The sequence below is a fragment of the Pseudomonas sp. 01L34 genome, from assembly GCF_056400265.1.
The window spans coordinates 705,687-729,756 of the sequence record NZ_JBFTSX010000001.1 but is presented as its reverse complement, the minus strand read 5'-3'; the positions used below and the strand labels follow the sequence as shown (position 1 = coordinate 729,756).

The 24,070-nt window shown below is 59.8% G+C and carries 18 protein-coding genes; 2 read left to right on the top strand and 16 right to left on the bottom strand.

All coding sequences use genetic code 11. The features are described 5' to 3' along the window. Positions 1-83: 83 nt before the first annotated feature. A complete protein-coding gene (gene argH, locus AC1DQM_RS03155) occupies positions 84-1,511 on the bottom strand; it encodes an argininosuccinate lyase (RefSeq protein ID WP_138867517.1) in 1,428 nt (475 codons plus the stop codon). Between the two features lie 296 nt (positions 1,512-1,807). Between argH and AC1DQM_RS03150 the strand changes: the two genes are divergently transcribed. Further along, complete coding sequence (locus AC1DQM_RS03150; protein WP_138867518.1) at positions 1,808-2,773, top strand: LysR family transcriptional regulator; 966 nt, start codon at positions 1,808-1,810, stop codon at positions 2,771-2,773. A gap of 142 nt (positions 2,774-2,915) precedes the next feature. Here AC1DQM_RS03150 and AC1DQM_RS03145 read toward each other — a convergent pair whose 3' ends face one another. The 14 genes from AC1DQM_RS03145 to AC1DQM_RS03080 all read right to left on the bottom strand — a co-directional run bounded on the left by AC1DQM_RS03145 (position 2,916) and on the right by AC1DQM_RS03080 (position 19,766). Continuing rightward, on the bottom strand, positions 2,916-4,538 hold the full coding sequence (locus AC1DQM_RS03145; RefSeq protein ID WP_018925827.1) for an ArnT family glycosyltransferase: 1,623 nt from the start codon (positions 4,536-4,538) through the stop codon (positions 2,916-2,918). Beyond that, positions 4,511-5,890: a UDP-glucose dehydrogenase family protein gene (locus AC1DQM_RS03140; RefSeq protein WP_018925828.1), complete on the bottom strand. Its 1,380-nt coding sequence runs from the start codon at positions 5,888-5,890 to the stop codon at positions 4,511-4,513. Before AC1DQM_RS03140 ends, AC1DQM_RS03145 begins: the two co-directional genes overlap by 28 nt. Next, positions 5,887-6,300, bottom strand: a complete 414-nt coding sequence (arnF, locus tag AC1DQM_RS03135; RefSeq protein ID WP_138867519.1) for a 4-amino-4-deoxy-L-arabinose-phosphoundecaprenol flippase subunit ArnF — start codon at positions 6,298-6,300, stop codon at positions 5,887-5,889. Before arnF ends, AC1DQM_RS03140 begins: the two co-directional genes overlap by 4 nt. After that, on the bottom strand, positions 6,297-6,641 hold the full coding sequence (gene arnE, locus AC1DQM_RS03130; protein WP_018925830.1) for a 4-amino-4-deoxy-L-arabinose-phosphoundecaprenol flippase subunit ArnE: 345 nt from the start codon (positions 6,639-6,641) through the stop codon (positions 6,297-6,299). The genes arnF and arnE overlap by 4 nt, the downstream gene beginning before the upstream one ends. Further along, entirely contained in the window at positions 6,638-8,293 is a 1,656-nt protein-coding gene (arnT, locus tag AC1DQM_RS03125; protein ID WP_018925831.1) for a lipid IV(A) 4-amino-4-deoxy-L-arabinosyltransferase, read from the bottom strand. Before arnT ends, arnE begins: the two co-directional genes overlap by 4 nt. Further along, positions 8,290-9,174: a 4-deoxy-4-formamido-L-arabinose-phosphoundecaprenol deformylase gene (gene arnD, locus AC1DQM_RS03120; protein ID WP_111453311.1), complete on the bottom strand. Its 885-nt coding sequence runs from the start codon at positions 9,172-9,174 to the stop codon at positions 8,290-8,292. Before arnD ends, arnT begins: the two co-directional genes overlap by 4 nt. Then, positions 9,174-11,168, bottom strand: a complete 1,995-nt coding sequence (gene arnA, locus AC1DQM_RS03115; RefSeq protein WP_018925833.1) for a bifunctional UDP-4-amino-4-deoxy-L-arabinose formyltransferase/UDP-glucuronic acid oxidase ArnA — start codon at positions 11,166-11,168, stop codon at positions 9,174-9,176. Before arnA ends, arnD begins: the two co-directional genes overlap by 1 nt. Next, a complete protein-coding gene (arnC, locus tag AC1DQM_RS03110) occupies positions 11,165-12,184 on the bottom strand; it encodes an undecaprenyl-phosphate 4-deoxy-4-formamido-L-arabinose transferase (protein WP_018925834.1) in 1,020 nt (339 codons plus the stop codon). The genes arnA and arnC overlap by 4 nt, the downstream gene beginning before the upstream one ends. Continuing rightward, positions 12,181-13,329, bottom strand: coding sequence for a UDP-4-amino-4-deoxy-L-arabinose aminotransferase (gene arnB, locus AC1DQM_RS03105; protein WP_018925835.1), 1,149 nt, complete (start codon positions 13,327-13,329; stop codon positions 12,181-12,183). Before arnB ends, arnC begins: the two co-directional genes overlap by 4 nt. A gap of 415 nt (positions 13,330-13,744) precedes the next feature. Further along, complete coding sequence (locus AC1DQM_RS03100; RefSeq protein WP_018925836.1) at positions 13,745-14,815, bottom strand: ABC transporter ATP-binding protein; 1,071 nt, start codon at positions 14,813-14,815, stop codon at positions 13,745-13,747. Further along, the gene (locus tag AC1DQM_RS03095; RefSeq protein ID WP_111453405.1) at positions 14,812-16,410 is read right to left on the bottom strand and encodes an ABC transporter permease; all 1,599 of its coding nucleotides are present in this window, start codon (positions 16,408-16,410) and stop codon (positions 14,812-14,814) included. Before AC1DQM_RS03095 ends, AC1DQM_RS03100 begins: the two co-directional genes overlap by 4 nt. A gap of 3 nt (positions 16,411-16,413) precedes the next feature. Further along, a complete protein-coding gene (locus AC1DQM_RS03090; protein WP_064617803.1) occupies positions 16,414-17,430 on the bottom strand; it encodes an iron ABC transporter substrate-binding protein in 1,017 nt (338 codons plus the stop codon). 265 nt (positions 17,431-17,695) lie between these two features. Continuing rightward, on the bottom strand, positions 17,696-19,111 hold the full coding sequence (locus AC1DQM_RS03085; RefSeq protein ID WP_064617805.1) for a sensor histidine kinase: 1,416 nt from the start codon (positions 19,109-19,111) through the stop codon (positions 17,696-17,698). Beyond that, positions 19,101-19,766: a response regulator transcription factor gene (locus AC1DQM_RS03080; protein ID WP_018925840.1), complete on the bottom strand. Its 666-nt coding sequence runs from the start codon at positions 19,764-19,766 to the stop codon at positions 19,101-19,103. Before AC1DQM_RS03080 ends, AC1DQM_RS03085 begins: the two co-directional genes overlap by 11 nt. A gap of 188 nt (positions 19,767-19,954) precedes the next feature. Between AC1DQM_RS03080 and secF the strand changes: the two genes are divergently transcribed. Continuing rightward, positions 19,955-22,528, top strand: a complete 2,574-nt coding sequence (secF, locus tag AC1DQM_RS03075) for a protein translocase subunit SecF (RefSeq protein WP_138867520.1) — start codon at positions 19,955-19,957, stop codon at positions 22,526-22,528. Positions 22,529-22,531: 3 nt separating this feature from the next. Here the strand turns inward: secF and AC1DQM_RS03070 are convergent, their stop codons facing one another. Then, the gene (locus AC1DQM_RS03070; RefSeq protein WP_018925842.1) at positions 22,532-24,061 is read right to left on the bottom strand and encodes an ArnT family glycosyltransferase; all 1,530 of its coding nucleotides are present in this window, start codon (positions 24,059-24,061) and stop codon (positions 22,532-22,534) included. Between the last annotated feature and the right edge of the window lie 9 nt (positions 24,062-24,070).

Here is a 24,070-nt window from a genome sequence, read left to right as displayed (position 1 = left end):
TGGCGATGGAGTGTCAGTCGACATCAATTCAGCTGACACACCATCGCCAGCAAGCCGGCTCCTACAAGGTTTTGCGTTGTCTATCAGAGGCGGAAGCCCTGATAGTTCTCGGTCCACTCTTGCTGCGCGACAAGGGCGGTTTTCAGTCGGCCGATCTGCTCGCGCACCTGTTGCGGCGCGGTACCGCCCCAGCCACTGCGGGCGGCGATGGCGGCTTCGAGGGTCAGGCTGTCGCGCACCTCAGGTGTCAGGCGCGGATCGATCTCGGCCAGCAGCGCCGGTGAGGCTTCCCACAGTTCGATGTCGTGTTTCTCACAGGCCTGGACCAATGCGCCGGTGATTTCATGCGCTTCCTTGAACGGCACGCCGCGCATCGCCAACCAGTCGGCGACTTCGGTGGCAAGGGTGAAACCCAGTGGTGCCTGACGGCGCAGTTCTTCGACGTTGACCTTCATGGTCGCGACCATCCCGGCCATGGCCGGCAGCACCAGCAGCAGGGTGTCGACGCTGTCGAGCACGCCGTTCTTGTCTTCGCTCAAGTCACGGTTGTAGGACAGCGGCAGGGATTTCAGCGTCGAGAGCAGGCCGGTCAGGTTGCCGATCAAGCGGCCAGCCTTGCCCCGGGCCAGTTCGGCGATGTCCGGGTTTTTCTTCTGCGGCATGATCGAACTGCCGGTGGCGTAGGCATCGTCCAGCGCGACCCAGCGAAATTGTCGCGACGACCACAGGCAGAATTCTTCGGCGAGGCGGGAAATGTTGATCCCGAGCATGCTGGCGATAAACAGGAATTCGGCGACGTGATCGCGGCTGGCCACGGCGTCGATGGAGTTTTCGCACACGCCGCTGTAGCCCATTTCCTTGGCCGACTGCTGGGGCAGGCGAGCGATGGCGGAACCGGCCATGGCCGCCGCACCCAGTGGCGACAGCGAGGTGCGCGCGTCCCAGTCCACCAGACGCTGCACATCGCGCAGCATCGATTGGGCGTGGGCCAGCAAGTGATGAGCGAAGACGATCGGCTGGGCCTGTTGCAGGTGAGTGAAGCCCGGGCAGATGCTTTCGACGTGTTGCTCGGCCTGCTCCACCAGCGCTTGCTGCAAGGCCAGCACTTCAACGGCCAAAGTACGGACGTGATCACGCAGGAACAGCCGCAGGTCGTTGGCGGTCTGGTCGTTGCGCGAACGGCCGGCGCGCAGCTTGCCGCCCAGTGCGCCGAGGCGTTCGGTCAACAGGCGCTCGATGAAGGTATGCACGTCTTCGTCATCCAGGGTCGGCGCGATGCTGCCGGCACGGAAGTCATCACCGATGCGCTGCAGGGCGTCGAGCATGGTCTGGGTTTCCTGCTCACTCAGAAGACCGGCGCGCTGCAATTCCCGGGCATGCGCCTTGGAGCCGGCGAGGTCGTACGGGGTGAGGCGAAAGTAGCGCTCGGGGCAACGGGACAGCGCCGCCAAGGCTTCGGACGGGCCGCTCTTGAAGCGGGCACCCCAGAGACGGTCGGTGGTTTGAGACATTGTTGTTTTCCTCGTCGGTAACGCGAACTGATATCGGTGTGCAGAGCCTGAAACACTTCCCGGAAATTATTCGGGTGTGGTCATGGCCAAGCAGTGTTCAAGAGGGCAGTTGCTAAAGGGCGAGAGCTGATCGAAGTGTCAGCTTTTAATAGTTCGAAATCAGTGAGTTGGCACTGATCGGCGGAATTTATTAACGGTTGCCAAGCCTTGTTTTCTGTGTTCATTATTATTAGCCAGCACTGTTTTTGTTGTTGGGCACAGGTTGTTGAATAGGGCGCCAGAGGTAAATAAGCATTATGGAAACCCCACTTTCCAATTCCGGAAACCCGCCGTTAAAAACGGTACATCGGGCGCCGTTGGCCCTCAGCGGCCTGGACTTCAAACTGCTCAAAGTATTCAAGGCCGTGGTCGAGGCTGGCGGCTTCAGTGCGGCGCAGAATGAGCTGAACGTGGGCTTGGCGGCCATCAGCAAACAGATTTCCGACCTTGAGATTCGCATCGGCATGCGCCTGTGTACCCGGGGGCGGGAAGGGTTTCACCTGACCGAAGAAGGGCGCCTGGTGTATCAGGCGTCGATCGATTTATTTGCCTCGGTCGATAACTTTCGTGATCGGCTTAGTTCGGCGCAGAATGAACTTATTGGCGACCTTGGGGTGGGCGTCATTGATAATACAATTACGGACTCGAATTCTCCGTTAGTTGCGGCGCTTAGAAGAATAAATGAAGAGTCGCCGAAAGTAAGATTTCAACTTCAGGCCTCCCAGTTAGATGAGGTGGAAAGAGGTGTGGTCGAGGGGCGGTTAGTGGCCGGGATCGTGCCGGTTTATCAAAAAAGAGAAGAGTTCGATTACTTCCCGCTGTATGAAGAACGCTCGTATGTGTATTGCGCCGTCGGTCATCCACTGTTCTCGGTGCCGGAGGCGGACATGGGCGGCAATGTGCTGCAGGATTACGAGTGCATCAACCACCGCTACGCGATCCATCGGGACAAACTGAACTTTGCCCGCTACGACAGCTTTTCCGCTTCGGCGACTCAAGTGGAAGCTGTGGCGCTGCTGGTCAAGACGGGGCGTTTCGTCGGTTTTCTGCCCGAGCATTACGTGGCAAACCTGGTGGCTCAGGGACAGTTTCGGGCGGTGCGTCCGGACCTGATCAACATCGTCACGCCGTTCAATCTGATCCTGCGCCACAACACTGTGCGCAGTCCGTTGGTGAAGGCGTTTGCCCAGGCGCTGGGGGTGGATTTGAAGGCGCCGGTTTAACCTCAAACGTAGGCGTTCAAGTGTGGTTAACAGTAACTAAAGGACAATACATGGATACGCAGGAGCTACTGCAGGCTGCGATCTTTGATCTTGCTCTTCAGCAACATCGAAACCATCAAAAGATCGCAGCCTACGGCAGTTCCTACAAGGGCGGCGTGTGCAGCAATACGAAATCGTTCTTATCGAAACGTCCGCTCAATACCGGTGGCTGGGCACCCAGCGGAGTGCCTTGCAGGGCGTTGTAGTCGTTTCGGTCCATCATCAGCCAGGCCGGCCCCGAGAGGGCTTCCAGTTCCTGTGTCGATTCGGTGAACACCGGTTGAAAGTCCTGCTCGATATTGACCATGAACTTGATCGCCTTGGCGTCTTTGCCCATGCCGTGCAGCACCAACGGCGCCGGCGCTTTTTGAATCTCTGCGAACGCGGCTCGACTGAAGGCTTGCGTGTCGTAAAGCTGACGTTCGACCGGTTCATACACCAGGATATAAACCGACCACAGCGCCAGGACTGCGCAACAGGCCAGTACCTCGGCTCGCCAGTGAGCGCGGAACCAAGCCGCCAGTGTGATGACTTGCAGAGCCGCAAGCACGATCAATACCGGCACAAAGGCAGGAGGTTGTGCTGGCAGACGCCGCTGAATGATCAGCAATGCGACAATCAACACCCCCGGTATCACCAGCCACAGCCCTTGCATCAAACCCCGCAACCAACCGAATACCCGACCTTGCGCCACCTGAAACGGGTACGCCGCAATGATCGCCGCCATGGGCAGCATCGGCAGCAGGTAACGGGCCTTTTTCGCCTGGGGAATCGATAAGCCAATCATCACGATCAACCCGGCCGCCGTGCAGTATTGCAACAAGCGTAATGCCGGACCTGCCTGCCGTGGATTCGTCAGCCAGACCGCGGCCAATACCAGCAGTGCCAATGGATAAGCGAGCGCATAGTTGCCAAACGAAGCGGTGAAGTAATACAGCGAGCCACTGACGCCTTCACTGCCGTCCATGCGCCCCATGAACTGCATGCGCACCACGTCATGCATGAAGGCCGTTCCACCACTGGCTTCGGCCAGCCACAGCAGCGCGCCGACGCACACCACCAACAACACCGCCGCCAACAGGCCAAAACCGAACAACCGTGACCATTGGCGATTGAGCAGGTAGTAGCTGCACAACATACCGGTGGGGATAACCAGCCCGATCGGCCCGCGAATCCCGAAGCCCAACAGCAGCAGCACAAAAATCAGCGGCCACCGACGGGGCATCGCGAAATGATCGGCGGCGTACCCAAGGTAGAACACCGAAAAGGCCACGGCCGCTAGCATCAGGTCCTGGGACACGGCACGGGTTTCAGTGACAAATGTACTGGTGAGCAACATCAACGCGATGCTCAGCAGCGCCCAGCGTGTGGAGCAGGGCGCGACCAACCGGTACATCAACGTGACGATCACCGCAGCGCCGATGGCAGTCGGCAACCACGCGGTGAGGCTATTGACCTGACCGAACGGCAGGGACAACAGCCAGACAAACACCGTAGACAGCGCCGAGTAATCGGCATAGGGCTGGCCATAGGTGGTCGGGAAAAACGACGGCCCGTGGCGCAGCATCTCCTGGGCGAACAGCACGAACCGCGAATCGAAACCGATTGCTGTTTGCTGATAGACCCCCGCGATGAACAGCATGAACGTCAGCAGCCCGAACCCTAAGGACTGCCGACGAATGCCGGGCGATACCGTACTCACGCGACGCCTGAGGCCGATGGCCATTGCTGAAGGGGAATTGGCAATTTGCGGGATTCACCACGGCCCATCGGGAAATACAGGAAGCCGCTGCGGGCCAGGCGCTCTGCGTCGTACAGGTTACGTCCGTCGAAAATCACCGGTGCATTCAGGCGTTGCTGGATCAGGTCGAAGTCTGGCGCCTTGAACTGCTGCCATTCGGTGCAGATGATCAAGGCGTCGGCACCCGAAAGGACTGATTCCGGCGTGCCCATGAGCATCAGCTTCGGTTCGTCAGGATAAAGGTGTTGGGTTTCCTGCATGGCTTCCGGGTCGAACGCCCGTACATTGGCCCCCGCAGCCCACAGCGATTCCAGTAGCACCCGGCTCGGCGCATCGCGCATGTCGTCGGTGTTGGGCTTGAAGGCCAGGCCCCAAACGGCGAAGGTCTTGTCGCGCAAATCACCCTTGTAGAACGCGTTGATGCGTTCGAACAATTTGTGTTTCTGCCGCTCGTTGATGGCTTCCACCGCTTGCAGCAGGTCGCTGTTGCAGTGGGCTTCTTCGGCACTGTGGATCAGAGCGCGCATGTCCTTGGGGAAACACGAGCCGCCGTAACCGCAGCCGGGGTAGATGAAGTGGTAACCGATACGCGAGTCGGCACCGATGCCCAGCCGTACCGATTCGATGTCGGCACCCAGGTGTTCGGCCAGTTCGGCGATCTGGTTGATGAAGCTGATTTTGGTCGCCAGCATGCAGTTGGCGGCGTATTTGGTCAGCTCGGCGCTGCGCAGGTCCATGAACATGACGCGGTCATGGTTGCGGTTGAACGGTGCATAGAGGTCGCGCATCACGTCGCGCACTTCATCGCCTTCACAGCCGATGATGATGCGGTCCGGGCGCCGGCAATCGGCCACGGCCGAACCTTCTTTCAAAAACTCCGGGTTGGAAACGATATCGAACTGCAGCTGACGGCCGGCCTTGAGCAGGTACTGGTCGATATGGGCGCGTAGCGTATCGCCGGTGCCCACCGGCACCGTGGATTTCTCCACCAGGATCACCGGCTGTTCACGATGACGCGCGACCGCTTCACCCACGGACAACACGTATTGCAGATCCGCCGAACCATCCTCCCGGGACGGTGTGCCGACGGCGATGAACAGCACCTGGCCATGTTGCACCGCGAACTTTTCGTCCGAGGTGAAGTGCAGCCGCTTGGCATCCAGGCTTTCACGCACCAGGCTGGCCAGCCCCGGCTCGAAGATGCTGACGTGGCCTTGTTGCAGCAACGCAACTTTTTTTTCGTCAATGTCCATGCACACTACGTCATGGCCGACTTCAGCCAGGACGGCGGCTTGCACCAGACCAACGTAACCGCTACCAAATACACTGATTTTCATGATGCACTCCTAAGTTCGGGCGCGCGAGCAGGTCGAGAATTAATAGTAATGACCCCCAGGATGACCAGCGCCACTCCCAGGGTTTTTGAAAGACTGAAGGATTCGTTGAACAGCGGCAGGCTGGCGGCCAGCACATACACCAGCGCGTAGCTGATGCTCAGCAGCGAATAGGCCCGACCCAGCGGCACATCCCGCAGGGCGGCGAGCCAGGTGAGCATCGACACGGCATAGGCGAGGATGGCGGCCAGCACGACAATCACAGCGGGCATATCGACACTGCCGCTGCTCAAGGCCGCTAGCCACTGTTCGGGATGTGGCAAGCGAGTCATGCTCCAGCGCATGCCCAACTGCGCGGCGGTGCCCAGCACTACGCTGCCCATGGTAAAGGCGATTCCGCGACGCAGGCTCATGCGTGTTGCCCCAGCAACGCCACGCCACCAATCACCAGGGCCACGCCCAACCAGTGACGGCGGTCGATGACTTCGTGAAAGACGAAACGGGCGACCAGTGTGATCAGCACGAAATTCAGGCTGAGCATGGGATAGGCGATACCGACTTCGAGGCGCTGCAACACCAGCAGCCAGACCAGCAAGCCCAGCCCCAGAGAGGCGAGCGCCAGCCACAGCCAGGGCGAACGCAGTTTCTCGCCCCAACCCGAGGTCTTGCCACGCCAGCTTTCCACGGCGTACTTCTGGGCGATCTGGCCAAGGCAAGTCAGCAGGCAGGCGGTCAGGAGCAGCAACAGGCTCATGACGCATCCCGGGGGAAGATCAGGATCACCAGGTTGCCTTGTTCATAACGTTTGCCATCCTTGGGCAGCAGTTCGATTTCTTGCAGTTCGTCATCCCCTTTGACCCGCATCACCACGCCGACCGAACCACTCTGACGCGCTTCGCGCATCCACTGTTGCACGTGCTCGAGATCGACCCGTTGCTGTATTGCATCTGGATCAGGATAGTCGAGGCCGTATTTCAATTCGCCTATCGTGTTGTACAACGCCACCTCCGGGCGTTTCAAGCGCCAGGCCAGGGCCGAGGCAGCGCCCAGGTCGTTGCTCAACAGCTTGTCGGTCTGCGCCAGTTCCGGGGCGTGCTGGAGGATGAACTGGTCGGGCATCTTGTTCGCCACCACCGAATCCGGCATGCCGGCCGGCAGCACGCCGATCAGCAGCAAACTGCCAAAAGCCGGTGCCGCCCAGCATTGCAAGGGACGGAAGGCCTGCAGCAGGTTGGCCATGATCCAGCCGATCAACCCGATGAACACCAATACCAGGTTGTGCAGTTCGTGGGTGTACAGCGGTTTTTTCAGTTGCAGATAAACCAGCGCAATCAGGACGATCAGGCCCAGCGTCATGTTCAGCAGGCCATTGATCCCCAGCACCCGGCCTTGTTCCAGCTTCAGTCGGTCCGCCAGGGCATGGCCCAGCAACAACGCCAGAGGCAGCAGGCAGGGCATGATGTAGGTCGGCAGCTTGCCGTTGCTCAGGCTGAAAAACAGCAAGGGCATCAGCAACCACAGCAGCAGGAAAGCGATGTTGGCCTGACGCCGGGTCTGCCAGGCCTGTTTCAGCGCCGATGGCAGCAACGCCGCCCATGGCAGGCTGAACGCCACCAGCAGCGGCAGGTAGAACCACCATGGCGCATCGTGTTGGGCGTCATCCCCGGCGAAGCGGCGAATGTGTTCGTGCCAGAAGAAGAACCGCCAGTAATCGGGTTCCTGCGCGTGCACCGCCAAGGCCCACGGCAGGCTCACCGCGATGGCGACGATAATCGCCACCGGGCCGTAAGTCAGCAGTTCCCGCCAGCGTTTCTGCCAGAGCACCCAGGGCAGGGCGATCAACACCGGCAACGCCCAGGCGAGGAAGCCTTTGGTCATGAAGCCCATGCCGCAGGCCAGCCCCAGTACAGTCCAGCCGAGCAGACGCTGGCCACGGCTGGTGCTGTCCAGCGCAAACCACAAAGCCACCAGGCTCAGGTTTACCCAGAAGGTGAATTGCGGATCGAGGTTGGCGTAGCCGGCTTGCCCGGCGATGATCGCAAAGCTCATGTACAGCAGCGCACAGGCAAAACTCTTGCGCGGCTCGTTCCACAGCCGGTGAGCGATCAGGTAGCACAGCAACACGCTCAGCCCGGTACTCAGCACCGAGGCAATACGTACGCCAAACAGATTGTCGCCAAACAGCGCCTGGCCGATAGCGATCATCCAGTAGCCCGCGATGGGCTTTTCGAAATAACGCAGGCTCATGAAATGCGGCGACACCCAGTTACCGCTCAGGAGCATGTCCTGGCTGATCTGGGCGTAACGGGTTTCGTCGGGAATCCATAGGCCGTGGGTGCCCAGTGGCAACAAGTACGCCAGCAGCAGAACGACCAGTAATAACGGCAATGCCCAGGGTTTGCTCATGCGCCTTGAACCCCTAGCCAACCTTCGCGACCCTCAAGGGTGCCGCGTACAACCCGGCCCTTCGGCAAGATGGCGGGGGCGTCGGGAAGCAAATTGCCCAAGGGCTGGAAATGAATATCACGTTGGCGAGCATCGGCCAATAATTGGCGAAAATCGTTGGCCATCAGAATCCCTTCTACTTCGGCATGGACAGTGTAGACATTGAGTTTTTGCGGGGAGAACCGCTCAAGAATGAAGGTGTTGAAGTCTTTGGCCGCAACGGTCGGGCCAACCACTTCGTCGAAGGTCGGCAGGTCCACCGGAATCTGCGGTGCGCCCAGACTACCATTGGTCAGGATTGGCTGGAACATATGCTGGCCTCGACAATCGCTGTTGTAGCGAAAGCCGAAACCTTGCTTGGCTTCGATCACACGCTCGTCCGCCCGCCAACCGGCGGATGCCGAGCATTCGACTTTTTGACCGAGGATGTCACTGAGGCTGTCGACGCCACGACGAATCTGCTCGATCAGTTGCGCCTGGCTCCAGCGTCCGGCATTGGCCTGCCAGCCGTGGTGATCCCAGGCGTGCAGGCCGACTTCATGCCCAGCCGCCTGGGCTTGACGCATCAGGTGCCCGAGGTCGCGACCGATCGGTTTACCCGGCCACGCAGTGCCTGCCAACAAAATATCCCAGCCATACAGGCCGGCAGCGTTGGAACGAAGCATCTTCCAGAGAAACTGCGGACGGATAAGGCGCCACAAGTGGCGCCCCATGTTGTCTGGCCCGACGCTGAAGAAAAACGTCGCCTTGACCTGTGCTTCATCGAGTATTTCGAGTAACCGCGGCACCCCTTCACGGGTGCCTCGGTAGGTGTCGACATCGATTCGAAGGCCTGCCTGCATCAACGTTTTTTGTCCGCGATTTCGAGCATGGCCTCGCGCAGGAAGAAGTCCAGCGTGTTGCCGATGGTTTCCTTCATCTCCACGGTGGGTGCCCAGTCAAGCAGACGCTTGGCGTTGGCGATGCTCGGTTTGCGGTGAGACACGTCCTGATAGCCAGTGCCGTAGAAAGCCTTGCTTTCGATATCGCGGAAACCGGCGAATGGCGGGAAGTTGTCGCGCAACGGGTGAGCTTCGAACTGACGCAGCAGTTCTTCGCCCAGCTGACGAATGCTGGCTTCGTTGTCCGGGTTGCCGATGTTGATGATCTGGCCGTTGCAGACATCGTTGTCGTTGTCGATGATCCGCGCCAGGGCTTCGACGCCATCGGCGATGTCGGTGAAGCAGCGTTTTTGTTCGCCGCCGTCGAACAGGCGAATTGGCGTGCCTTCCACCAGGTTCAGGATCAACTGGGTGATGGCCCGGGAGCTGCCGATACGCGCCGAGTCCAGACGGTCCAGGCGTGGGCCCATCCAGTTGAAAGGGCGGAACAGGGTGAAGTTCAGGCCTTTCTGGCCGTAAGCCCAGATCACTCGGTCAAGCAGCTGCTTGGAGATCGAGTAGATCCAGCGTTGCTTGTTGATCGGCCCAACCACCAGGTTGGAGCTGTCTTCGTCGAAGTTGGCGTCCTGGCACATGCCATAGACTTCGGAGGTCGACGGGAAGATCACGCGCTTGTTGTATTTGACGCAGTAGCGAACCAGTTTCAGGTTCTCTTCGAAGTCCAGTTCGAATACACGCAGCGGATTGCGGGTGTATTCGATCGGCGTGGCGATCGCCACCAGCGGCAGGACCACGTCGCATTTCTTGATGTGGTACTCGATCCACTCCGAGTGGATGCTGATATCGCCTTCGACGAAGTGGAAGTTCGGATGGCTGCGCAGGCGCTCGATGGCGTCCGAGCCGATGTCCAGGCCGTACACTTCATAGCGGTCGTCACGCAGCAGGCGCTCGGACAGGTGATTGCCGATGAAGCCGTTGACGCCAAGGATCAGCACGCGGGTGCGACGCGGTGCACGGCCCGATTCGGCGCCACGCAGCACAGAACCGTCGACCAGCCCCAGTTCATTGGCCAGTTGTGGACCGCTGAGGTACAGGCCGTTGTCGTTGCGTTGGCCGGCGTTGACCACCAGCGAGTCTTCGCCGCAGGCGATTCGCAGCGGATCGACGCTGATAACCCGGCCCGGTGCCTGGCCTTCGTTGCCCTTGACGACATCCGCGCTCCAGACAATCAACTTGTGCTCGCCCACGGCACAGAACGCGCCCGGGTAAGGTTGGGTCACGGCGCGGACCAGATTGAACAGTTCTTCGGCCGGCTTGCTCCAGACCAGTTTGCCGTCCGCCGGGGTGCGACGGCCAAACACTGTGGCTTTGGATTCGTCCTGTGGGGTTTCGCTGATTTTGCCCTGAAGCAAGGCAGGCAAGGTGTCGCGCAGCAGATCGCTGGCGGCCTGGCGCAATTTGGCGTGCAGGGTCAGCGCGGTGTCGGCGCGCTCGATCGCTACCCGCTCCTGGGCAATGATGGCGCCGGCATCGGCACGTTTGACCATGCGGTGCAGGGTCACGCCGGTCTCGGTTTCACCGTTGACCAGTACCCAGTTGGCCGGTGCGCGGCCACGGTAGCGAGGCAGCAACGAACCGTGCAGGTTGAAGGCGCCTTTGCTGGCCGTGGCCAACAGTGGTTCGCTCAGCAGGTTGCGGTAGTAGAACGAAAACAGGTACTCGGGGTTGAGTTTGCTGATGCGCTCGATCCACAGCGGGTGGTTGGCGTCTTCCGGGGCGTGCACCGGGATGCCTTTACGGGCGCACAGTTGCGCAACCGAGCCATAGAACGCATTTTCCTTCGGGTCATCGGGATGGGTGAACACGGCTGCAATCTCGAAACCGCTGGCAAGCAGGGATTCGATGCCGGCACAGCCAATATCGTGATAAGCGAAGACAACAGCTTTTGCACTCATGAGAGAACCTGATCTGAAGAAGTGGAAGTGAGACCGTCAACGGTGACAACGGGGGCAGGAGCAGAAGGGGTGCTACGTAAAACTTTTTCGATAAAGAACCGTGGACGTGCCCGGACGTCGCTGTACATGCGACCCAGGTACTCGCCCAGCAGGCCCATGCCAATGAATTGCCCGCCGGTGAAAACGAACAGTACGGCGAACAGGACGAACGTACCGCCGCCCGCCCAACCGGCGCCGAAAGCCATGCGCAGCACAATCAACGCGATGGCGAACAGCACGCCGAGGCCGGCCATGCCGAAGCCGACGATGCTCAGCAATCGCAGGGGCGTGGTCGTCATGCAGGTGATCAGATCGAACATCAGGTTGATCAGGCGCATCGGGCTGTATTTGGATTCGCCGTGTTCACGCTCGGCGTGGGTCACCAGAATTTCCGTGGTGTGCCGGGCGAAGCTGTTGGCCAGGATCGGGATGAACGTGCTGCGTTCGCGGCAGGCGAGCATGGCGTCGACGATGGTGCGGCGGTAGGCGCGCAGCATGCAGCCGTAGTCGCTCATGGCAACACCGGTGGAGCGTTGCACGGCAAGGTTGATCAGCTTCGACGGCCAGCGACGCAAGGCCGAGTCCTGACGGTTGTTGCGCACCGTGGCGACTACGTCATAGCCCAGTTCGGCCTGAGCCACCAGCCGCGGGATTTCTTCAGGCGGGTTCTGCAGGTCGGCGTCGAGGGTGATCACCACGTCGCCCTTGCATTGTTCGAACCCTGCCATGATCGCCGCGTGCTGGCCGTAGTTGCGGTTGAGAATGACCGCCACCACCGGGCTGCCGTCGAGACTGGCCGCCTCCTCGAGGATTTGCGCCGAGTTGTCGCGGCTGCCGTCGTCGACCAGCACAATTTCGTAGTCATGGTGCAGTTGCTGGCACGCCGCTTCGGTGCGCCGGAGCAACTCGGGCAGACTGTCCTCCTCGTTATAGACCGGGATGACGATTGATACGCAACGGATCGGATAAGGTTTCACAGGCTTCTGTCCAGTGTTTTTTCAATGGCGCCGACGACACGATCGACATCATCGGTAGTCATGTCGGGGAACAACGGGATCGAACACAGCCGCGCCGAGTTCCATTCGGTGTTGGGCAGGTAGATGTTGGGGAAACGCTGCCGGTAGTAAGTGTGCAGGTGGGTGGCGATGAAGTGAATACCTGTGCCGATGTTCTGTTCCTGCAACGCCTTCATGAACGCCTCGCGATCCAGCCCGCAACGTTCGGCGTCGATGCGCAGGATGAACAGATGCCAGGCGTGCTGTTGCGCATGGGCCGGAATGGCCAGCGGTTGCACCGGCAGGCCTTCAAGGCGTTGCAGGTAGGTCTGGGCCAGCTCTGTGCGCTTGGCGTTGATCGCGTCCAGGCGTTCCAGCTGAACCAGGGCGATGGCGGCATTGATGTCGGCCAGGTTGTACTTGAAGCCGGGTTCGATCACCTGGGCCTGGGGTTTGCGGCCGTGGGTGAGGCGGTCGTAGGCGTCGACGCCCAGGCCATGGAACTTGAGCATGCGTACCCGATTGGCCAGGGCTTCATCGTCGCTGACGAACATCGCGCCCTCGGCGCAGGTCATGTTCTTGATCGCGTGGAACGAGAAGATCGCCGTGCCTTGGGCGCCGACATGCCGACCTTTATAGAAAGTGCCCGCCGCGTGAGCCGCGTCTTCGATGACGGTGATGCCATGTTTGTCGGCCAGAGCGTAGAGCGGATCGAGGTCGAATGCCGCGCCGGCGTAATGCACCGGAATGATTGCCTTGGTGCGAGGCGTGATCGCCGCTTCGATGCTCTCCAGGTCGCTCATCAACGTGTCGCGGTCAACGTCGACGAAAACCGGCGTCGCACCGAGCAGGCAGATCATGTTGGCGGTCGACACCCAGGTCTGGGACGGAGTGATGACTTCGTCGCCGGGACCGATACCCAAGGCCAATAAAGTAATGTGCATGCCACCGGTGGCCGAGGACAATGCGACGGCATGCCGACAGCCAACATAGTTGGCGAAGTGTTCTTCCAGTTGCTGGTTTTTCGGCCCGGTAGTGATCCAGCCAGAGCGCAGTACTTGCTCTACCGCAGCAATTTCTTCATCGCCGATACTCGGGCGAGAGAAGGGGAGAAACGCCTGACTCATGGGCACCTCGGAACTGAAAAAAAATTAGACTATCAGGCTTGAACGTTGGATCCAACATTAGCGTAGACGCTAAAACAAAAGCGGCATCAAGCAGTTGCCAGTAATTTGTGACAAATTACATCGGTTGACTTTGCTTGTCATGCCCGACGGGTTGGACGCTATCAAGACGCCATCTGTGATCCGTTGAGGGTAAGCGCGATTTTGTGAAAGGAACATGAAAAACCGGTAGGTGATTCGTTTTATTTCAAGCCCATACAGGCACTGTTCAGGCTTCTACCGGCTCATCGCATTTTTTGTAGGGAAAGGCGTACAGAAGTGTCTGCCTTGATGGACTTGCGCTGCATTGCTTAGTTGTTTTTTTGAATTGTTATATTCGGGGGCGATTTCGTTTCTCGCCCGTTACCGATTCAAAAGCTTAAGGTTCGCTCAGTACATGAGCATGGCCGATGGTCGACACATGAACCTCGCTCCCAGCGGGTGGCGCATGCATGCCGGAACTGCGCACCAGCAATGAACGCCCCGGACGGTCATCAGCGTTCAACGTCTGCAATTCCACGGTCAATGTGCAGGTATTACCGCCGAAGTCGCATTCGGTGACCACGCCGCGACAGCCGTCCTGTTGCTCCAGGCCGTGGGGCGCGCTGATCAGCTGAAGTTGCTCGGGGCGCAGCATGATTTGCGCTGATCGGTTGTTTCTGTGGTTGTTGACCGGTATGCGACCCAGATCGCAATGAGCCCAACCCGCTTCGATTCTGGCCGGCATGACCACGGCATCCCCGAGAAACAGGGCGGTTTGTTCATCGGCGGGATAGCGGTAAAGGTCCAGCGGATGTCCGGATTGCACTAGCCGGCCCTGACGCATCACCGCCAACTGATCGGCGAATGACAACGCTTCACTTTGATCGTGAGTCACCAGAATGGTCGTGACACCGGCGTCAGCCAGAAGCCTTGCGACCAATTTGCGCATGGCGGCGCGCAAACCGGTATCGAGTGCCGAAAACGGCTCGTCCAGCAACATCAGCCGTGGTTGTTGCGCCAGGGCCCGGGCCAGCGCGACACGCTGTTGCTGGCCGCCGGAGAGTTCATGCGGCCAACGATTGGCCATACTCGAGTCCAGTGCCACGCTGTCCATCAACTCGGCGACACGTTCCTGTTTGGCAACGCCCTTGGCCGCCAGCCCGAAACCGATGTTGGCGGCTACGGTCATGTGCGGGAACAGCGCACCATCCTGCGGAACATAGCCGATCAAGCGTTGATGCGCGGGGACCTCGCGGGTGCCGTCGACCAGCATTTGACCATTGAGCGCAAGGCTGCCCGAGTCCGGGAACTCGAAACCGGCGATCATTCGCAGCAAGGTGGTCTTGCCCGAACCGGACGGGCCGACGATCACCGTACGGCTTCCCGTCGGCACCGACAGGCTGATGTTCTCCAGGGCTCGGTGAGAACCGTAGGACTTGCAGATCGAGTGGAGTTCAAGAGCGTTCATCGGCCAGCCGTGCGTTTGGATTGATGGTAAAGAAGTCCGGTTAACGGAAGCGACAGCAGAATCATGAGCAAGGCATAGGGCGCCGCGGCGGCATAGTCGATTTCACTGGTCATTGCCCAGAAACCGGTAGCCAGGGTGCGCGTGCCATTGGGGGCGAGCAGCAGGGTGGCGGTCAACTCATTGCTGACCGCCAGAAACACCAGCGCAGCGCCGGCGGCAGCACCGGGTGCGGCCAGGCGCAGAGTGATCAGCCACAACGCCCGACCAGGCGAACGGCCGAGGCTGCGCGCCATGTTCTCCAGTTCCACCGGCGCCTGGGCGATGCCCGCGCGCAAACTCACCAGGGCGCGGGGCAAAAACATCAGTAAATACGCCAGCAGCACCGTGATGGTGGTCTGGTAAATCGGCCGGGCAAAATGAATCGTCAGCGTTACCAGCGCCAGCGCAACGACAATCCCCGGCAACGCGCTGGTAATGTAGTTGCAGCTTTCCAGCACACGTTGCAACGGGCCCGGTGAGCGAATCGACAGCCAGGCGATCGGGATGGCCGCGCATGTGGTAATGAGCGCGCCGGCGGCCCCGAGCATCAGCGTCTGCTCCAGCGCCGGCAGCAGTTCGCTCAGGTTCCAGACTTGCGCGCCACCGTCGATCAGCCACTTGCCAAGGGTGATCAACGGCACACCGAGTGCCAGCACACAGGTCATGCCTTGCAGCGTCAGCGCGAGCAGGGTGGTGCGCAACTTCAAGCGCACAATCCTTTGTTCGCGCGCGCTTCCCGACCCGACCCGGGCGTAGCGCGCCGTGCCGCGAGCAGCCGACTCGGCCGTCAGCATGGCCAGGCAGCAGAGCGCGAGGACGCCGGCCAGCATATTGGCGGCAGGCCCGTTGAAGGTGGACTTGAACTGATCGAAGATGGCCGTGGTGAAGGTGTCGAAGCGAATCATCGCGTACAGACCGTACTCGGCCAGCAGGTGCAGCCCCACCAGCAAGGCACCGCCGCAGATGGCCAGGCGCAACTGCGGCAGCACCACGCGAAAGAACACTGCCCAGGGCTTGAGCCCCAACGACTCGGAGACATCTTCGATAGCCGGATCGAGCCGGCGCAAAGTCGCTGCTATCGGCAGGTAAAGAAACGGGAAATAGGCGATGACCGACACCAGAACGCCGGCAAACAGGCCATGAATCGGTGGCACCAGACTGACCCACGCATAGCTGTGCACGAATGCCGGCACCGCCAGCGGCGCCGTCGCCAACAGCGACCACCAGCGCCGCCCCGGCAAGTTGGTGCGTTCCGTCAACCAGGCCAGCGCCAGACCCAGTGCGATGCACAAGGGAATGGTGAGCACCACCAGCAGCACGGTGTTGATCAGCAACTCGCCGACGCGTGGGCGCCATACCAGCGTCACCAGCGTCGCCCAGCCAGTCTGCACCGATACGCCGATCACGAAAGCAATCGGCAGCAACGCCAGCAACGACATCAGCACCGACAGGCTAATCACCCAGGCGCCGCCGCGGCCCGAGAAGACGCCGCGAGAGCGTGCGCGCAAGTTTACAGAGGACGCCGCAGCGACCTCTGCCGGTAGCGTTTCAGGCAACAATTAGAGCAACCCGGCCTGGGTCATCAGCTCAACCGCCTTTTTGCTGTCGAGTTTCGAGACGTCGACAGTCGGAGCGTCGAGTTGCTGCAGCGGCACCAGTTTTGGATTGGACTCTGCATTCTTGCCCACGGCGTATTCAAACGAGTTGCCGTTCTTGAGGATCGCCTGGCCGTCTTTGCCGGTAATCCATTTCAGGAATGCCTGAGCCTGTTCCTTGTGTTGACTGGAGGCCAGGACGCCACCGCCGGACAGGCTGACAAAGGCACCTGGATCCTTGTGTTTGAAGTAGCTCAGCGAGGTGTTCTTGCTGTTCTCGCCGGTCTTGGACTGATCGACGAAGCTGTAATAGTGATAGATCACGCCGCTGTCGATCTGACCGGCATTGACTGCCTTGAGCACGGCGCTGTTGCCCCGGTAGGCGGTGAAGTTGGTTTTCATGGCTTTCAGCCAGTCGAGGGTGGCGGCTTCACCCTTGAGTTCCAGTACCGCTGCGACGATGGCCTGGAAGTCGGCACCGGCCGGCGAAGCGGCCCAGCGGCCTTTCCAGTTCGGTGCTGCGAGGTCCATCAGCGATTTTGGCAAGTCTGCTTCAGCCAGCTTGCTCGGGTTGTAGACGAACACCGTGGAGCGTGCGGCAATCCCTACCCATTTGCCATGCGCCGGACGATAGGCCGCGCCCACTTGTTCCAGCGTGCTCGGCGCAACCGGTGCAAACAGCCCCGCGTTGTCGACCAGCACCATCGCCGGGGAGTTTTCGGTCAGGAACACGTCGGCCGGGGAGGCTGCACCTTCCTGCACAAGCTGATTGCCCATCTCGGTGTCGTCGCCATTGCGCACGGTCACTTTGATGCCGGTTTCCTTGGTGAAACCTTCGACCCAGGATTTGGTCAGGCTTTCGTGTTGAGCGTTGTAGACCACGATACCCTCCGTCTGCGCAGCGGCATACACGTGACCGGCGCTGAGGAAAGCAGTGGTCAGCAATGCGTTTTTAAGGAACGAGGGGATACGGGAAATCATTCTGTCGACGGCTCCTGTTTTTTTAGTCAACACGCGCAGATTCATTATGGGAACAATGCGAATCATTTGCATGTTTGAGTCGCCGCGAATGTAGAGCGCCAAATGAGAAAAAAACGTCAAAAAAATCGTAAATAGATGTCATTTCACGGTCGACGGAAAACTTGAGCCGACACGGTGGTGGGCAACTTTCAAACGATATCTTCGATCGGAGTGTGGCTTTGGGCCCCTTGGCTGAACTTTGGCCTGGTCTGAGGTGACGTGGGGCTCAAGGCTTATAACGCATCATGGCAATGGTCACGCGTGTTCCTGTCTGCGGCGTACTTTGAACCGTCAGATGTCCACCCAGTCTTTCGACAATCCGCTTGCAGTGGGCAAAGCCAAGCCCGAACGACGATGATTGCGACCGTGCGGCGTCGGCACGGAAAAACACTTGCCCCAATTGCCGGACTTCTTGCGCGGACATGCCTGCACCGTTATCGGTGATCCTGATGATCAAACCGCTGCCCGGATGTTCGTCCAGCGTGACGTCGACGGCGCCGCCGGCCGGGGTGTACTTGATGGCGTTGTCCAGCAGGTTGCCAAACACCACTTCCCACTGTTCCGGTCCTCCGGCGACTTGGGCCTGATAATCCTCCAGCAGATGCAGGGAGAGACTGAGACCTTTGAGTTCGGCAGCCTTGCGCCAACGCTCGACAGCATTGAGCGCATTGTCATTCAACCCACTTGCCTGCCCGGCAATCTCGGCGGTGCCCTCCAGTTGCGCAAGGTCCAACAGGCCGAGAGACAGGCGCTTGAGCACCTGCATTTCGGCCAGCACATCACGACAGGTCTGGGCGTAATCTTCGGCGTGCCGTGGCCGCGCCAGAATGACCTCCAGCGCAGAGGTCACGGCAGCAATCGGCGTCTTCAGTTCATGGGAGGCGTTGGCGATAAACAGCCGTTGATGTTCCAGCACCTCCTGAACCGCCGCTTCCATTTGCGCGTAGCTGTCGAACAGCAGTTTTTCTTCCGCCGAGTGCGCCTCGAACACCACCCGGCGGGTGAATTCCGGCGGCTTCAAGGTGCGCAGTTGTCGAGCGAAATGGCGAAGGTTGCGGGTGGAGAGCGACACCACGATAAAACTGCCAAGCGTCGTCAACAGCAATATCCCTATCGCGGCCAGCGCCACCACCCGTTTGAAGGCGTTGACCGCATTGAGCACCGGTTGCGCGTTGGTGGCCACCAGCAGCCTGGCTTTCAGCGGGCCTTCGGGGCTGGCGCGCTCAAGGTCGCCCATCTGTGCGATCCATTTCTCGTGACCGACATCGAACAGGAACGTCTCTTCGTCGCCCGCGCGAACCTGACTCATGGCCTCGCGAAGCGCTTTGCGCATTGACGGCGTTGGTCCCCAGGATTCTTGCAGCATCTCACCCGATATCGATGACAAGTCAAAAAACAGGTCGTGATCGTGATCCAGTTCCGAGGCGAATTCACCCTGGCGCTGATAGACCAACTGCGCGTTTTCGACGCTGATCAGCGACTCGATGACGTCCGACTGGGTATCGAGATGGTGCCGCAGTTCATCGAGCCGGGTGGTTTGCACCCAATGACTCAGCCACACATAGCCGACGAGCAACACACACGCCTGAACCACGAACAGCGTGAGCGCGATTTTGATGTTCAGTGCCAGGTTACGCCACACGAAGGATCAACCCTTTGCCGCGAACGGTTTCAATCTCGACGTCGGCCCCAGCCAACTTGCGTCGCAGGCGATTGAGCAGCACGTCCAGGCTGTTGCTGTCCGGCTCGCTGTCGAAAGGGTAGAGCAACCCCAGCAATACCGTGCGGGTCTGCAACTGATTCGCCTTGCCGGCCAGCGCCACCAGTAGATTGTATTCCATGCCCGTGAGATCCAGCGGACGGCCGCCGATGCTGACCCGCAAGGTGTCGAGTTCGATGTTCAGATTACCCAGTGTCAGCGATTTCGAGCCACGGGCGATCGAGCGCCGATAGAGGGCATTGAGCCGCGACACCAACTCGATCATTTCGAAAGGTTTGCTCAGATAATCGTCGGCGCCGCGATCCAGGCCCTGCACCCGATCCACTACTTCGCTTCTGGCCGTGACCATGATCACCGGCACGTCGTTGCCCTTGCCGCGCACCACGCTGAGTACTTCCAGACCCGATATCTGCGGCAGCATCCAGTCCAGCACCAACACGTCGTATTCACTGGCATCGGCATAGTACAAGGCCTCTTTGCCGTCCCTGGCCAGATCCACCACCCAGCCTTCTTCCTCAAGCCCGCGCTTGATGCTGTTACCCAGCAGGGCATTGTCTTCGGCCACCAGAACCTTCATCGCTCGCTTCCTGATCAGGCATTGCAGGCGTGCATTCATTGCATGTCCGGCACGCACTGGCAAGCCGTCGCACAGCCATGTGACTTCGTTAACAAGCGGTTCATTTTCGCTTCTTTAGACTGCCCGCCAGTGGTGAGCGAGCCCTTCGGCTTCGATTCGCTTTTCAGTCCCTTTTCTGGATTTCTTCCATGAGCCTTTCCAGTCGACGCCTGTCATTCATCCTCCTGACGGGGCTGCTGGCCTGTCTGGTGGCTGCGACATTTTCCAGCCTGGCCACTCATGTGCGCTTCGGGCTGGAGTTTCGCGGTGGTTACGAGATTTATTACGTTGTGAACCCGGCACCGGGCAAAACCCGGCTCGCCAAGGATGACTTGTTGCAGACGGTCGCGATCCTGAGTAAACGCGCCGACAGCATTGGTATTACCGAACCGGACATCCGGGTCGAGGGCGCCAACCATATTCGGGTGAAACTGGCAGGCCTGACGTCCGCCGAAGAATCACGCTCGCTGCTCGGAAGTTCGCAGGGGTTGCCCACGCAGCTGACCGAGAAATACACCCAGACCGTCGGCAGCGTACTCGGCAAAACCGCGCTGGCGGAAACCGTTCAGGCAGGTTTGATCGGCATCGCCTGTATTTTCCTGTTGCTGGTGGGGCTGTACCGCACTGCCGGTTTGATCGCCGCGTTTTGTACGCTGGTCTACCTGTGGCTATTGCTGATTGTATTCACCGCCTCGGGTGCCACCTTGTCGCTGTCGGCGGTGGTCGCGTTTGTGCTGGGCATTGGCATGGCGGCGGATGCGAGCATCATTTGCCTGGAACGTATTCGCGAGGAAATCGACCTTGGCCGGTCTCTGCGCGAAGCCGTGGATAACGGTTTCAAAGGCTCGCTGCCGACGATACGTGATGCAAACCTGGTGACCGCGCTGGCGATGATTGCCTTGTTCGCGGCCGGCATCGGGCCGATTCAAGGATTTGCGCTGACCATGCTGGTGAGCATCGTGATCAGTGTCGCCACTAACTTCTTGCTGATTCGCCAGCTGATGCTGTGGCTGGTCGATACCCAGTGGGTCAGCCAGCGTTGGTTGATCGGAAAGAGCAAGCCGCGCGCCACCAAGGCTCGCCGTTTCAACTTCTTGGGCCTGGGTAAAACGGCGATTGTGGTCTCGTTGCTGACCATCGTTTCCGGCTCGCTGTATTACCGCGCTCACGGCCTGAACCTGGACATTGATTTTACCGCTGGCACTGCGCTGGACATCGACGTCGACCGTGCGATCACTCAGGAAACCGCCACGCAAATCATGACCGGGGCGGGCACCATCCCGGCCACCGTGGCCGTGGGCGGTGCACAGAATCAGCACATCGCCGTACGCTTCGATGAAGTGCTCAAGCCCGCTGATCTGAAGCAGATCATTACTGCGTTCAAGGGTAAGTATCAGACCGTAGAGTACGAGGAAAACACCGCAGACCCGGGCGTTGCACGGGATTTTGCCACTCGGGCCATTTATGCGGTGATTGCGGCATTCGCCAGCATCGCAATCTATATCGGCCTGCGTTTCTCCTGGGCCATCGCCTTGGCAACCTTGCTGCCGATCGTTCAGGACATCCTCATCGTTTCGGCGATCTTCTCGCTGTTCAAGTTCGAGATCGACGTCACTTACATCGCTGCATTGCTGACGATCATCGGCTATTCACTGAACGACAAGATCGTGATCTTCGGACGCATTGTCGAAAACGTGAAAAAGTCCCCGCCGGTGGATGCGCTGGCCTTGTGGAGCCTGATCAACCTGAGCATCAGCCAGACCCTGAGGCGTTCGCTGTACACCGTGCTGACAGTGGTGATGGCGTCGACCTGCCTGTATCTGTTTGCCTGCGAACCGTTGCAGATGTTCTCGCTGGCTCTGGTGCTGGGTCTGATATCCGGCGCGGTGTCGTCGATTTTCATGTCCAGCGCTATCTGGCTGACGCTTTCCCGGCGAAGCTTTCGGGTGGCGAAGGTTGGTTCAACATTGAAACTCAGCCCCAAGCGTGTCCCGCATCTGGCGTCCACGCTGTTCCTGGGGGCACTGCTGTTCGTCTGCACGGTCGGCGTCGGTGGGTGGTTCTGGGTGCCGGCTCAGGCAACGGCCGGTAAACCGACGGTGAGCGCCTCGACGGTGACCGGTTCCCTTGGCGATTTGTCGAGTTTCCGGACGATTACCGTAGACACTGCCCGTTTAGTGGACGCCGGCGACCTGAAAGCAGCCAAGGCTCGCATCACCGATCTGGAAACAGCGTGGGATCAAGCCGAAGAAACCTTGCAGCCGAAGTCGCCGGCTGACTGGACTTCGGTCGATAAATCGATTGACCGTGCACTGTCCCAACTGCGCTCCGGCAACCCGGATCCGCAAGCCTGTGCCGAAGCCTTGAAGACTCTGCTGGCCAAGTTTGATAGCAAGCAGATCAGTGCCGCCATCCCCGTAGCAGCCACTCCCGCCGGGTCGATGGGCGATCTGTCCTACCTGATGGCCATCATTACCGACACCAAAAAGCTACTGGGCAGTGGCGACATGAAAGGTGCAAGGGCCAGGATCACTGACCTGGAAAGTGCCTGGGACCAAAACGAGGAACAACTGCGACCGATTGATCCTGAAGGCTGGACCTCCATCGACAAGTCCCTGGACCGGGCGTTGAAGCAAGTCAGAACCGGGTCGCCGGATCTGACTGCGTGTACTGAGGCGCTGGAAACCCAGGCGACGAAGATCGACAGCAAGCGCCTGCACTGACACCTATTCGGCCCGGGGAATATACGCCACGCTCTGGTCTTCACGGCCGTGGAATATGCGCTCGCCGTTGGTGGGCGTGGTGGTGATGACCTGATGGTCGGCACTCAGGTAGTCCAGCGGTACTGCATCACCGTTGCGGTACTGGGTGATAACGATGGTGCGTTGCGGGTCCCAGTGCTGGCCGCTGGTGTTGTCCAGCCAGGTCATCAGCGCGGCGGTATCGCCGGTGCGAGGAAAGTCCTGGCTTTGCTGCACGTAATAGAAGGGGGCGCCGCCGGTTTGCAGGTACATCGGCACTTTGTTGTCCACCTCGATCATCACCATGCGCCATGTATTGAGCGGTGCGCGTTTGCTGGCCTCAAGCCTGACCGTCTCACCGAACTGAACCACGCCGCCACCGCCGTTGGTCCAGGGATAGAACACACCGAGTATCGCCATCAACAACACAGCGGTCAGGCCGAAACCGATTTTCAATCGGCGACTACCGAACCTGTCTGTGGCGTTGCGTTCGGCCATTCGCCGGGTGATCCACCAGGCGCCCAGCAACTGGGCGAAGGGCACCAGGGGCAATACGTAGTAACTGCGTCGACTGCCGCTGGCCGTGAAAAACAGCATCAACAGACCCAACCCCCAAACCAGCCAGCGCGTATTGGGTTCGACGCTGCGCCAGTGGCGCAGCGCAAACCACAACCCCAGCATCCAGCAAGGCGCCCATGGCAGAGTGTAGACCGGGAGGTAAATCAAATAGGTGTAGATCGGTCCGATGTTGTCGAAGGGCTGGAAAAACCGCACGACGTTTTCCCGCAGCACCAGGCCCAGGCCACTTTCGCCATAAGTCGGCGCGCCGTAGAGGTGCGACAATATGAATGGCGTCATGTAAAACGCCCCGGCGATGACCAGGGCGCCGCACAGCCGCAGATTGAGATGGCTTTTCCAGCGACCGTCCTGCACCACATGCGGTAATAGCAGCAAGCCCGGCAGAATGAAGCCGATCAGGCCTTTGAACAATGAGGTCAGGGACAACAGCAGGAAAAACACCAGGTAACGGCTGAAACGCGTGTCTTGCGGCCCGCGCCAATACCACCACACCGCCGCCAGCACACCGCAGACGGTGAGGATGTCGGCGGTGGCGACCCGTGCCCAGAACACGAAATAAAAGGTGGTCGCCAGCATCCACCCGGCAATCAACCCGGTGCCTTTGCGCATTAGCTGCTCGCCGATCAAGTACACCAGCCAGACGCTCAGCCAGGCGGCAACCACCGAAGACAAGCGTAGTGACCAGTGCCCTAAACCGCCGGTCAGCCAGGCGGTGGCCGTGATCAGCCAGTAGGAGGGCAGCGGTTTGTCGTAATACGGCCCGCCCTTGAGGTAGGGATCGAAATAGTCACCGCTCTGGAGCATTTGCAACGCGATGTTGGCCCAGCGGGTTTCCGGCCCCCATAACTCCCGCGTGCCCAGGCCCAACAACAAAATCAGCGCAGAGGCGCCGAGCAGGAGCGCCAAGGCGCCCCTGTCACTAGCCCGAAGGTTCATAGCGGGTTT